The organism is Microbacterium sp. (assembly GCF_032084865.1).
Lineage (GTDB): Bacteria > Actinomycetota > Actinomycetes > Actinomycetales > Microbacteriaceae > Microbacterium.
Genome location: NZ_DAMDLU010000036.1, coordinates 1 through 11,570, shown reverse-complemented (window position 1 = coordinate 11,570; position 11,570 = coordinate 1). Strand labels below are relative to the sequence as shown.

Sequence of the window (11,570 nt, the reverse complement as noted above, 5' to 3'; positions counted from 1 at the left end):
GTCACCGGCGCCTCCGCACCCTGGGGCCTGCTCATAGCCGCGCTGCTGCTGCTCGCCCTCGGCGCAGGGCTTGTGGTGTGGCGTCGGCGCCGGGGCGACGGTGCCCTCGCCGACTGAGCCCACCGCCCCGCACGCGAGAGCGCCGGTCACCCGAGGGTGACCGGCGCTCTCGGTGCGGCGATCAGCTCGTGATCGTCACTCCGCCGAAGGCGGGGTGACCGAGATGAGCGCTGCGGTGTTGCTCTGCATCGCCTTCTTCACGGTGATCACGGTGCCGTAGCCGACGCCCGCATCCGCCGGGTTGCCCGATCCGAGGATCGTGTTGCCCAGGTCGAGACCGTAGAGGTCGGTGGCCGGGGAGCCGTCCGCGTTCACGACGCGAGTGGTGTACGGCGCATCGCCGACCGACGGCACGACGACGGAGGCGTCGCGCAGGCGGTAGTACAGGTCGTCACCACGGACCTCGATGCCTGGCACCCAGCCCTTGTCATCGGTGAAGGTGCTCACCGGCGACTGCGGGGCGATCGTGGTGCACGCCTCCTTGTAGTTCTCGTCGACGGAGCAGTCCTTGAACGCGTACGTCGGCTGGAGGCCGAACGCGGCGTTCGACGACTGCGCGCGGCTGGAGATGTTCTTCAGCGGCGACGGATCCATCGCGGCCTGCGCGCCGGTGCGGCGCAGCGGGTCGAAGTGGCTGTCGACGAGAAGCAGGCCGCCCTTGGCGCCCCAGCTCGGCAGCGCCGTGTGGTTGGAGGCCACGTGGTTGGTGTCGCCGTAGGTGGTGTCGCGGTACCAGACCAGTGCGCCCGGTGCGTTGTACGGCACCTTCTCCACCTTCCACGCCTCGTCGCTGTACACCGTGGTGTAGCCGTACTTCAGGCCCTCGTCGAAGCCGTCGAGGTTGCGCCACTCGACCAGGTAGTACTGCGCCTTGATCTGGGTGCCGCTGTCGTGGTGCCAGCCGGTGCCGGTCGTGTCGGTCCACGTGCCGACGGATGCCGTCCAGCCGTTGTCACCGGATTCGACGTCGTCGGTCCACACCTCGGTGCCCGCGCTGGTCAGCGCGAAGTCGTCGGCGAACCATCCGCGCTCCTCGAACGCGGCGTCGGTCGCCTGACGCAGGCGCACTTGGATGTCCTGACCGGCGAACGCGGTCAGGTCGATGTAGTCGTGACGCCATCCGTCGCTCGAGCCGGTCAGGCCGTACTTCTTGCCACCGAAGTCCTTCATGCGACCGTTCGGGTCGGAGTAGCCGTCGTCGGTGGAGACCAGGTTGCCCGCCTCGTCGAAGACCTTCTGCTCGGCCCAGGTGCTGCCACCGTCGGTCGACACCTCGACGAAGCCGAAGTCCCAGTCCTCCTCGATGACGTAGTCGTTCCACATCCAGAACCGCGCGTCTGCGGGCACGTCGTCGATCGACCGGCTCAGCGTGACATCGGCCCAGCTCTGGTCGGCGCCGGAGTACCACATGTCGGCGCCGCTGTGCGGGGTGGTCAGGACGATCTTCTTGTCGGGCAGGTTGATCTTGATGCCGTCCTCGGTGCCCTTCTTCGGGCGCGAGGTCTGGCCGACCTTGACGGTGCTGGACCTGTCGCCGGGGTTCACGACCTTCGGGTCGACCCAGCCGAGCACCCACTTGTCCCAGAGGCCCATGTGGGTCGGCATCGACTGGAAGATCGGGCCCGAGTGCGAGCCCGAGCTCATCAGATCCCAGAAGTCGATGTCGGAGTTGCCGGCGTTCGACGTGTCGTACAGGTCGGGGAGTCCCAGATCGTGGCCGTACTCGTGGGCGAAGACGCCCACACCCGAGTCCTCGGGCTGAACGATGTAGTTGGAGATCTTCAGGTCGGTTCCCGGGATCGACGCCCCGCCGGCGACAGCCGACGAGTGCGCCCAGATGGCGTAGGTGCCCTCGGCACCGCCGCCGCCGGACTTGTCGGCGCCCGCGTGCACGAGCACCACATGGTCGATCACGCCGTCGGGCTCGAGCACGTTGCCGTCGCCGTCACGGTCGCCCTGATCCTCGATGTCGTAGTCGGCCCACGGGAAGTCCGGGTTCTGCGCCGCCACGGCGGCGACGGCGTCGATGGGCAGCTGCCCAGGTCCGAGCGGGTTGTCGGGGTGGCCCTGCATGTCCTGCATGGGGCCCGCCTCCCAGGCGCCGGCGGCGTTCTTGTGGCAGACGGTCGCACCGTAGTAACCCTCGGAATGCGGCACGGTGACCCATTCGGTGGCGGAGCCGCTGAGCGAGTATCCGCCGCGCGACATCTCCTCGTACATGTTCTTCATCGTGTAGCCCGAGATATCGAAGCCGGGCTTGCCGTCGGGACCGGTGAGGTCGGTGCGCACGCGCTCGGTGATGCCCTCGTCGGTGAACAGCATCTTGTTGAAGTGCTCACTCGAGAAGTCCGGCACCCACATCGAGTTGTTGTCGAGATGCGCGGTGTCGGCCGGGTTCGGGATGTTGTTGTGCAGGGTCGGACCCTGCACGCTGCCCGGCTTGCAGTCGGTGGCGCCGAACTCGGTCGGCACGTACAGGTCGCTGAAGTCGTCGGTGCCGTCGAACTCGACGAGGATCGTGAGCAGCTTCGCCTGCTGCGTGGTCTTCGCCTTCTTCAGCTGCTTCGGGCTCTTGCCCGTCTTCAGGGACTTCGCCTCGGTCTTGGCCAGCTGCGCTGCGGCCTTCGGGTTGCCCTGGGCGAACTTCTGGTCATGCGCGGCGGCCCGCTCGAAGGCCTTTCCGCTCACCGAGCGCTTCTGCTGACCGCTGGTATCGGCGATGGGCGTGTCGGCGGGCACCTCGACGATGCTGTCGGTGCGCGGAGCGACATAGTTCATGTAGTACTCGCCGGCTCCGATCTCGGGCGCCGCCATCGGCGTCCCGCTGTCGGGCGACGGGGCCGCCGTCGCGGTCGCGCCGCCGAAGGCTGTGAGGCCCGCGGCTGCGATCACGAAGGCGGACGTCGCGGCCACCGCGCGTCGTCGCGCTGGGGCAGTCCGTTGTGACATTGCTTCTCCCTCCGGACACCGTCGCGCAGGGGTCTCGCAACGGTGCGAATGACGCGCCCCGGTTGGAGCGCCATATACGGGTCTACCTGTCGAAACGCTGAGAGGGAAGAGGAAACGCAGGAAATCTTGAGCCGATGCAAAGCTGGGGCTCGGCTTAAGGGTGTTAGTAGGTAGTCCTAGTAATTAGCCGGGTGGCCGCGTATCGTGGTCAGTGTGCCAAAGACGGCGCAGAGGAGTGTCACACAATGACTCGGATGATCCCCCACTTCATAGGCGGAAAGCACGTCGAACCCACCGGCGGCCGCGTGGCCGACGTCTTCGAGCCGAGCACGGGCGCCGTGCAGGCCCGCGTCCCGCTCGCCACAACCGACGAGGTTCGCGCGGCGATCGACGTCGCCGAGGCCGCGCAGTCCGCCTGGGCCGCCACGAATCCGCAGAAGCGAGCGCGCGTGCTGATGCGCTTCGTCGATCTCGTGAACCGTGACATGGACGAGATCGCCCGCCTGCTCTCAAGCGAGCACGGCAAGACCTTCGACGACGCCAAGGGCGACGTGCAGCGCGGGCTCGAGGTCATCGAGTTCTGCATCGGCGCTCCGCATCTGCTCAAGGGCGAGTACTCCACCGGCGTCGGCACCGGCATCGACGTCTACTCGATGCGCCAGCCGCTGGGTGTCGTGGCCGGCATCACCCCGTTCAACTTCCCGGCCATGATCCCGCTGTGGAAGGCCGGACCAGCCCTCGCATCCGGCAACAGCTACGTGCTCAAGCCGAGCGAGCGCGACCCCTCCGTGCCGGTGAAGCTGGCCGAGCTGTTCCTCGAGGCGGGCCTTCCGGCCGGCGTCTTCAACGTCGTGCACGGCGACAAGGAGGCGGTGGATGCCCTGATCACCGACCCCCGCATCCAGGCCGTGGGCTTCGTCGGATCCACCCCGATCGCCGAGTACATCTACACGACCGCGACCGCGAACGGGAAGCGCGCCCAGTGCTTCGGCGGCGCCAAGAACCACCTCATCGTCATGCCGGATGCCGACCTCGATCAGGTCGCCGACGCCCTGATGGGCGCCGGTTTCGGGTCGGCGGGCGAGCGCTGCATGGCCATCTCGGTCGCGGTTCCGGTGGGGGAGGAGACGGCGGATGCCCTTGCCGCCAAGCTCACCGAGCGCGTCGCCGAGCTGAAGGTCGGGCCGTCGCTCGAGGAGGGCATGGACTACGGCCCTCTGATCACTCGCGACGCCGTGAACCGGGTCACCGGCTACATCGAGCAGGGCCTCGACGAGGGCGCCACGCTGCTCGCGGATGGCCGAGGGTTCTCGGTCGACGGCCACCAGGAGGGCTTCTATCTCGGCCCGACACTGTTCGACCACGTTACGACCGACATGGCGATCTATCGCGAAGAGATCTTCGGCCCGGTGCTCGTGATCGTGCGCGCCGCCGACTACGAAGAGGCGCTGGCAATGGCATCCGACCACGAATACGGAAACGGGGTGTCGATCTTCACCCGCGACGGCGACGCCGCGCGCGACTTCACCGCCCGCGTGAACGTGGGCATGGTCGGCGTGAACGTGCCCATCCCCGTGCCGATCGCGTACTTCACCTTCGGCGGCTGGAAGCGCAGCGGGTTCGGCGACCTCAACCAGCACGGCACCGACGCGTTCCGCTTCTACACGAAGACCAAGACGGTGACGAGCCGCTGGCCCTCCCACGGAGTCCGCGACGGCGCGAGCTTCGTCATCCCCACGATGTCCTAGGAGCCGGAGCCATGACAATGATCGAACCGACCACCGTCACCGCCGAGGAGCGCGAGGCGATCCTCGACGCCGTGCGCGAGTACGCCGAGATCGAGCTCGCCCCGCACGCCGCCGAGCGCGACGAGAAGCACATCTTCCCGCGGGAGTCGCTGCATCGCGGCGGCGAACTGGGCCTGGGCGGCATCTACGTCGGCGAGCAGTTCGGCGGCACGGCCCTGAGCCGCACCGACACCGTCGCCATCTTCGAGGAGCTCGCGAAGGGCGACCCCGCGGTCGCCGCGTACATCTCCATCCACAACATGGTGGCGTGGATGATCGACACCTACGGCGACGACGATCAGCGCGCGCAGTGGCTGCCGGCGCTGACCGCCATGCAGCAGTTCGGCGGCTACTGCCTCACCGAGCCGGGCGTCGGCTCCGATGCCGCGAACCTCGCCACCAGCGCGACGCGTGACGGCGACGATTACCTGCTCACCGGAGTGAAGCAGTTCATCTCGGGCGCCGGCGAGGCCGCGGTGTACGTGGTGATGGCGCGCACCGGTGAGGCCGGCTCGGGAGCGAAGGGCATCTCGGCGTTCCTCGTGCCGGGCGACGCCGAGAACCTCAGCTTCGGCGCACCCGAGAAGAAGATGGGCTGGCACGCGCAGCCCACTCGTCAGGTGATCTTCGACGGGGTGCGGGTTCCGGCATCCGCCATGCTCGGCGACGAGGGGCGCGGCTTCACGATCGCCATGTCGGCGCTCAACGGCGGCCGGTTGAACATTGCGGCCTGCTCGCTGGGCGGTGCACAGTGGGCGATCGAGAAGGCCGTGCAGTACGTGCACGAGCGGGTCGCCTTCGGCGAGCCGCTCGCCGAGAAGCAGTCGATCCTGTTCGCGATCGCCGACATGCGCACCGAGCTGCAGGCGGCTCGGCTGATGGTGCGCGACGGCGCGCAGGCGGTGGATGAGAAGGCTCCGGATGCCACGATGCGGTGCGCCATGGCGAAGCGCTTCGCCACCGACGCGGGCTTCGAGGTCGCCAACCACGCGCTTCAGCTGCACGGCGGCTACGGCTACCTGCAGGACTACGGCCTCGAGCGGGTCGTGCGCGACCTGCGCGTGCACCAGATCCTGGAGGGGACGAACGAGATCATGCGGCTCATCGTCGGACGCGAGATGCTGCGCCCCTCGGGGTCGGCGTCGCTCCAGCGCAGCGGCGGAAACCAGATGCGGAGCGCATCATGACCCGCATCGCGTTCCTCGGTCTCGGACACATGGGCCTGCCCATGGCACGCAACCTCGTCAAGGCCCGGCACGAGGTGCACGGGTTCGACCTCGTGCCGGCAGCGATCGACGCGGCGCGCGCGGCGGGCATCCCGGTGGCGACGAGCGGCGCGGAGGCAGTGACGGATGCCGAGGTCGTGATCACGATGTTCCCCGCCGGGAAGCACGTGATCGCCGCCTACCAGGATGAGCTGCTCGCCGCGGCGCGGCCGGACACGCTGTTCATCGAGTCGTCGACGATCGCAGTCGACGAGGCGCGCACGGCGCACGAGCTCGCGATCGCCGCCGGGCATCGCAACATCGACGCCCCCGTCTCGGGCGGCGTGGTCGGCGCCGAGAACGGCACCCTCGCGTTCATGGTCGGCGGGTCCGACGACGACTTCGCCGCGGCGCTGCCGCTGCTCGAGGTCATGGGAAAGCGCATCGTGCACTGCGGCGGTCCGGGCCTCGGCCAGGCGGCGAAGGTGTGCAACAACATGGTGCTCGCGGTGTCGCAGATCGCCGTCGCCGAGGCGTTCGTGCTCGGCGAGCGGCTCGGCCTGGAGCACCAGGCGCTGTTCGACGTCGTCTCACAGGCATCCGGTCAGTGCTGGTCGATCACGACCAACTGCCCCGTTCCCGGGCCCGTGCCGACGAGTCCCGCCAACCGCGATTACCAGCCCGGATTCGTCGGAGCGCTCATGGCGAAGGACCTCGGGCTCGCGCTGCAGGCGATCGAGCAGACCGGAACGGATGCCAGGATGGGCCGGCTCGCGCAGCAGCTGTACGCCGCGTTCGCCGACGGCGCGGGGGCCGGTCGTGACTTCTCGGGCATCATCACCGACATCCGCGAGGGCACGGTCTGAGGGGACTGGTCGGCTGGGCCCATTTGGCTGCCTCGTGCGCGAGGATGCAGCCATTCAGGACCAGTCGCGGCCGGGCGGGCGGGGGCGGACCGCGCGGGCGCAGCCTCAAGGACCTCGGCTGGGCCCATATGGTCGCCTCGCGCGCGAGGATGCAGCCATATGGGACCAACGGCGGGCAGCCCGAGGGCGGCGACGTCGGGTCGACCTGAGATACTGGAGGCGCCGCAACGTGGCGGCGAGAGGGGAGCGACATGTCCGAGTACGAGACGATCCTTGTCGAACAGCGAGGACGGGTGGGCTGGATCACCCTCAACCGGCCGGAGGCGCTGAACGCGCTGAACGGCCAGGTCTCCGAGGAGGTCGCGGCCGCGGCATCCGTCTTCGATGCTGACGACGGCGTCGGCGCGATCGTGGTGACCGGCTCAGAACGCGCGTTCGCCGCGGGCGCCGACATCAAGGAGATGGAATCGAAGACCGGCGCCGAGATGCTCGACACCGACCACTTCGGTGCGTGGACCCGTTTCGCCGCGGTGCGGACTCCCGTGATCGCCGCCGTATCGGGCTACGCGCTCGGCGGCGGCTGCGAGCTGGCGATGATGTGCGACATCATCCTCGCCGCCGACACCGCCACGTTCGGCCAGCCCGAGATCAACCTCGGCGTCGTGCCGGGCATGGGCGGCACGCAGCGGCTCATCCGCGCGGTCGGGTACTACAAGGCCGCCGAGCTCATCCTGTCGGGTCGACTGATCAAGGCCGACGAGGCGGAGCGCATCGGCCTCGTCTCGCGCGTGGTTCCGGCAGCCGACCTGCTCGATGAGACGACCGCGCTCGCCGAGACGATCGCGTCGAAGTCGCTGCCGTCGCTGTACGCGGCCAAGGCGACGCTGGATGCCGCGATGGAGACCACCCTCGCAGCCGGCCTCGACGTCGAGAAGCGTCAGTTCGCCGCGCTGTTCGACACGGCGGACCAGAAGGAGGGGATGGCCGCGTTCCGTGAGAAGCGCCCCCCTCATTTCCAGCACCGATGAGCATCGCCATGGAAGCGCTGCCTGACGACGACGACCTGACCCTCTCCGAGGCCGACCGGCGCGAGCTCGTGCAGTGGACGGTGGCATGCGCCGAACGGATGCTGCCGCTGTTCCTCGCCGAACGTCCGCACGACCCCCGTCCCCGAGAAGCGCTGGATGCCGCAGAGGCGTTCCTGCGCGGTGAGCTCAGCATCGACGAGGTGCGTGAGCGGGCGTTCGCCTGCCATGCCGCGGCCCGGGAGTCGACGGACGCGAACGCCATCGCCGCCGCGCGCGTGTGCGGGCAGGCGGCGGCGGTCGCGCACATGGCCGGGCACGCCCGGCAGGTGCCCCGCTATACGGCGAAGGCGTTCCCCGGCGACCGATCGCGTCGCGACGAGGAGCTCGCCTGGCAGCGGATGCGCGTGCCCGAGCGCTTCGACCACTACGTCTACGAGGGCGACTGAGCGCACGCATCGCGCGCCGGGCGATTCTCGCGAGACTTGCTTTCCAGCACGAGACGGCGCCTCTGGAGCACCGTCTCATGCGGGAACGCACGTCTCACGGCCGGTGGCACGAGAAGCCGCGATCAGACGGCGGTGCGCAGCTCTGCGAAATGGGCGCTGATCGCGTCGTTGCGCTCGGTGATCACCCGGATCAGGTGCCGGCGCATGGCCACGGCATCCACGACTCGCCCCAGCGGGCCGAGCGGAGAGCGGAAGTCGATCGTGTCGCGCATGAGAGTGGCGCCGTCGAGAGGCACGAACTCGTGCGTGTGCACGAATGACCCGAACGGTCCGCGAACCTGACGGTCACGGAAGCGACGAGGGCGATCGACGTCGAACACGAGCGAGGTCATCCGGAACCGCAGGCCGAAGTGCCGGGCGCTCCAGGTGATCTGCTCACCCTCCTCGAGGCGGCCCGACGTGCGTCCCGATGCGACGCGCTCGCCGTGCGAGCGCTGCGACGCGAGGTGCAGGCCCACGTCGAGCGAGACGTCGAACACGTCATCCGGCGGCGCGGGGATGACGCGCTCGAGACTGAACGACGGCATCAGAGCGGGTCGGGCAGCGGGCGCGGATCGGTGAAGTCGCCGGCGTTCTTGCGCAGCCGGGCGACGATGCCGACCAGGGATGCCGCATCATCGGCGTCGAGGCCGGGGGAGGAGAACACCTCGGTGTTCAGCGCCGCCGTGGCGCGCTCGACGAGGTCGCGACCGGACTCGGTGAGGGTCAGCAGCGCGGCGCGTCCGTCATGCGGATGCGGGTCGCGACGCACCAGGCCGTCGCGCACCAGGCGCTCGGCGGTGCTGGTGACGCTCGTCGCGTGCACCTGCAGACGGGCCACGACGCTCGACAGCGGCAGGGTGCCGGTGCGGCTGAACGCGAGCAGGCGCAGCACCTCGTAGCGGGCGAAGGTGACCTCGAAGGGCTTGAGAGCTGCATCCACTCGCGCCAGCAGCAGCTGCTGCGCGCGCATGACCGAGGTGACCACGGCCATGCCCTCGGCGGCGTCGGTCCAGCCGTGCGCGAGCCACTGCCTCTTCGCCTCGGCGAGCGGGTCGATGGGAAGCGGTCGGGGACGGGCCATGCGTCAACGGTAGCGCGTCGATCCGGTCCGATCCGGTTGCCGCGAAACTCAGTACCATGGGAACTGAGACCCAAGATCACCCCCGTGGTGAGGTGTGCTCAGATGCCGTGTCGCCGACTGTGCCCCAAGCGGATGCTTGGTTTTGGTGGCGATGCGAGTAGGATCGATACCGGCGAGAGGGAGGTTCGATGAAGATCTACGTCCTGGTGAAGGAAGTGCCCGACACCTACGGAGACCGCAAGCTCGATCTCGAGACCGGTCTGGCTGACCGAGCGGCAGGCGATGTCGTGCTCGACGAGATCACCGAGCGTGCGCTCGAGGTCGCGCTGTCGTACGCCGACAAGAACCCCGGCACCGAGGTCGTGAGCCTGTCGATGGCCCCCGAATCGGCGACCGCATCCGTTCGCCGGTCACTTGCCATCGGCGCAGATTCGGCGATCCACATCGTGGACGAAGAGCTGCGCGGAGCCGACCTGACCCTCACGGCGGAGGTGCTCGCCGCCGCGGTACGTCGGGGCGAGCCCGACCTGGTCATCACCGGCAACCTCTCCACCGACGGCGTGGGCGGCGTCATCCCCGCGATGCTCGCCGAGCACCTCGGCTGGGCGCAGGCGACTGCGCTGAGCGCGGTCGAGATCGGCGACGGTCAGCTGACCGGCACCCGCGCCGGCGACGCGGGCACGCAGGACGTCACCGTTGCGCTGCCGGCGGTCATCTCCATCACGGAAGCGCTTCCGGATGCCCGCTTCCCCAACTTCAAGGGCATTATGGCCGCGAAGAAGAAGCCCCTCGAGGTGCTCTCGCTGGCCGACCTGGGCGTGTCAGCAGACCCGACACTCGCCCCTCGCACGATCATGACGAGTGTTTCTGAGAAGCCCGCGCGCGCCGCCGGTGTCAAAATCACCGACGAGGGTGACGCGGCGGCGCAGCTCGTCGAATTCCTCGCGCAGAACAGGCTGGTGTGACATGGCGTACCCCGAGAAGTCGATCCTCGTCCTCGTCGACGTCGACCTGTCCGGCGCTGCAGCCAGCAGCACGGCCGCCCTCATCGGCGCCGCCTCGACGATCGGAGCGCCGGTGGCGGTCATCGTCGGCGGCAGTCAGGCTGCGACCGATGCAGCGGCTCAGGCCGGAGCTCAGGTCGTGCTCACGGCCCCCGGCGACGCATTGTCGCTGACCGTGCCGGTTGTCGACGCCCTGCAGACCGCATACCGCCAGGTGCGACCGGATGCCGTGCTGATCTCGAACTCCATCGCCGGTCGTGACGTGGCGGGCCGCTTCGCCGTGCGTGAGAAGCTCGCCCTCTCGGTCGATGTGATCGGCGTCTCGCGCGACGATGAAGGCGTGACCGCGCAGCACTCCGTCTACGGCGGCTCGTACCTCACCGACTCGGCGCCCACCTTCGGGACTCCCGTCATCACCGTTCGGCAGGGAGCGGTCGATGTCCGCGCCGAGGCGGTCGCCTCGCCCGCGGTGGAGGAGCTGTCGGTCACGGCATCCGGCGCCGCAGCCGCGACCGCAGGCGACATCGCCGCCGAGGAGAAGACGTCGTCGCGGCCCGAGCTGCGCGGAGCCACCCGAGTCGTCTCAGGCGGCCGCGGGCTGGGTTCGAAGGAGAAGTTCGTGCTGGTCGAGCAGCTGGCCGACGCGCTCGGCGCGGCCGTCGGCGCCTCGCGTGCCGCGGTGGATGCCGGCTACATCCCTTACGCGCACCAGGTCGGGCAGACCGGTGTCTCGGTGTCGCCGCAGCTGTATGTCGCGCTCGGCATCTCGGGTGCGATCCAGCACCGCGCGGGCATGCAGACCGCGAAGACGATCGTGGCGATCAATAAGGACGGCGACGCTCCGATTTTCGACGTCGCCGACTTCGGCATCGTCGGTGACGTGTTCACCGTAGTGCCGCAGGTGATCGAGGCGCTCGAAGCCCGGAAGAAGTGACCATGGCCGGATCGATCCGCCGCGGCCTCCCGCGGGTGAAGGGCGGCGAGCCGTGGCCTCCCGCCACCGAGGTCGACTCTGTCGTCGGCACGGTCGCCTCCGAGTCGGTTGCTGAATCGCCGAGGGCACCGGTCGCCGTCGAGAACGCCATCTCGTCGTATGGCGCTG

General features: G+C 69.0%; 11 protein-coding genes. 8 read left to right on the top strand and 3 right to left on the bottom strand.

The window, feature by feature from the left end:
- Positions 1-27 precede the first annotated feature (27 nt).
- On the top strand, positions 28-117 hold the full coding sequence (locus RT309_RS15055) for a hypothetical protein (protein WP_396654419.1): 90 nt from the start codon (positions 28-30) through the stop codon (positions 115-117).
- Positions 118-195: 78 nt separating this feature from the next.
- Here the strand turns inward: RT309_RS15055 and RT309_RS05750 are convergent, their stop codons facing one another.
- The gene (locus tag RT309_RS05750) at positions 196-2,973 is read right to left on the bottom strand and encodes an immune inhibitor A domain-containing protein (RefSeq protein WP_313355923.1); all 2,778 of its coding nucleotides are present in this window, start codon (positions 2,971-2,973) and stop codon (positions 196-198) included.
- Positions 2,974-3,254: 281 nt separating this feature from the next.
- On the opposite strand from RT309_RS05750, the gene RT309_RS05745 reads away from it, so the two are divergent.
- The 5 genes from RT309_RS05745 (at position 3,255) to RT309_RS05725 (ending at position 8,341) form a co-directional block, all read left to right on the top strand.
- Complete coding sequence (locus RT309_RS05745; protein WP_313355922.1) at positions 3,255-4,757, top strand: CoA-acylating methylmalonate-semialdehyde dehydrogenase; 1,503 nt, start codon at positions 3,255-3,257, stop codon at positions 4,755-4,757.
- Positions 4,758-4,768: 11 nt separating this feature from the next.
- On the top strand, positions 4,769-5,983 hold the full coding sequence (locus tag RT309_RS05740; RefSeq protein ID WP_313355921.1) for an acyl-CoA dehydrogenase family protein: 1,215 nt from the start codon (positions 4,769-4,771) through the stop codon (positions 5,981-5,983).
- A complete protein-coding gene (gene mmsB / locus RT309_RS05735) occupies positions 5,980-6,867 on the top strand; it encodes a 3-hydroxyisobutyrate dehydrogenase (RefSeq protein WP_313355920.1) in 888 nt (295 codons plus the stop codon). Before RT309_RS05740 ends, mmsB begins: the two co-directional genes overlap by 4 nt.
- A gap of 251 nt (positions 6,868-7,118) precedes the next feature.
- Positions 7,119-7,895 carry an enoyl-CoA hydratase-related protein gene (locus RT309_RS05730; protein ID WP_313355919.1) on the top strand — a complete coding sequence of 259 codons (777 nt, stop codon included), beginning with the start codon at positions 7,119-7,121 and terminating at the stop codon, positions 7,893-7,895.
- Entirely contained in the window at positions 7,892-8,341 is a 450-nt protein-coding gene (locus RT309_RS05725; protein WP_313355918.1) for a putative immunity protein, read from the top strand. Before RT309_RS05730 ends, RT309_RS05725 begins: the two co-directional genes overlap by 4 nt.
- 122 nt (positions 8,342-8,463) lie before the next feature.
- Here RT309_RS05725 and RT309_RS05720 read toward each other — a convergent pair whose 3' ends face one another.
- Positions 8,464-8,928, bottom strand: a complete 465-nt coding sequence (locus tag RT309_RS05720) for an SRPBCC family protein (RefSeq protein ID WP_313355917.1) — start codon at positions 8,926-8,928, stop codon at positions 8,464-8,466.
- Positions 8,928-9,464, bottom strand: coding sequence for a MarR family transcriptional regulator (locus tag RT309_RS05715; RefSeq protein WP_313355916.1), 537 nt, complete (start codon positions 9,462-9,464; stop codon positions 8,928-8,930). The genes RT309_RS05720 and RT309_RS05715 overlap by 1 nt, the downstream gene beginning before the upstream one ends.
- 188 nt (positions 9,465-9,652) lie before the next feature.
- Here RT309_RS05715 and RT309_RS05710 point away from each other — a divergent pair, with 188 nt between their 5' ends.
- Together RT309_RS05710 and RT309_RS05705 are read left to right on the top strand one after the other, a co-directional pair.
- The gene (locus RT309_RS05710; RefSeq protein WP_313355915.1) at positions 9,653-10,429 is read left to right on the top strand and encodes an electron transfer flavoprotein subunit beta/FixA family protein; all 777 of its coding nucleotides are present in this window, start codon (positions 9,653-9,655) and stop codon (positions 10,427-10,429) included.
- A 1-nt stretch (position 10,430) separates the two neighbouring features.
- Positions 10,431-11,402, top strand: a complete 972-nt coding sequence (locus RT309_RS05705; protein WP_313355914.1) for an electron transfer flavoprotein subunit alpha/FixB family protein — start codon at positions 10,431-10,433, stop codon at positions 11,400-11,402.
- The last annotated feature ends 168 nt before the right edge of the window (positions 11,403-11,570 follow it).

Coding starts and splice junctions, on each gene's coding strand:
- RT309_RS05740 (WP_313355921.1), top strand. CDS start 4,769: ATGACAATGATCGAACCGACCACCGTCACCGCCGAGGAGCGCGAGGCG.
- RT309_RS05725 (WP_313355918.1), top strand. CDS start 7,892: ATGAGCATCGCCATGGAAGCGCTGCCTGACGACGACGACCTGACCCTC.
- RT309_RS05745 (WP_313355922.1), top strand. CDS start 3,255: ATGACTCGGATGATCCCCCACTTCATAGGCGGAAAGCACGTCGAACCC.
- mmsB (WP_313355920.1), top strand. CDS start 5,980: ATGACCCGCATCGCGTTCCTCGGTCTCGGACACATGGGCCTGCCCATG.
- RT309_RS05730 (WP_313355919.1), top strand. CDS start 7,119: ATGTCCGAGTACGAGACGATCCTTGTCGAACAGCGAGGACGGGTGGGC.
- RT309_RS05715 (WP_313355916.1), bottom strand. CDS start 9,464: ATGGCCCGTCCCCGACCGCTTCCCATCGACCCGCTCGCCGAGGCGAAG.
- RT309_RS05705 (WP_313355914.1), top strand. CDS start 10,431: ATGGCGTACCCCGAGAAGTCGATCCTCGTCCTCGTCGACGTCGACCTG.
- RT309_RS05720 (WP_313355917.1), bottom strand. CDS start 8,928: ATGCCGTCGTTCAGTCTCGAGCGCGTCATCCCCGCGCCGCCGGATGAC.
- RT309_RS05710 (WP_313355915.1), top strand. CDS start 9,653: ATGAAGATCTACGTCCTGGTGAAGGAAGTGCCCGACACCTACGGAGAC.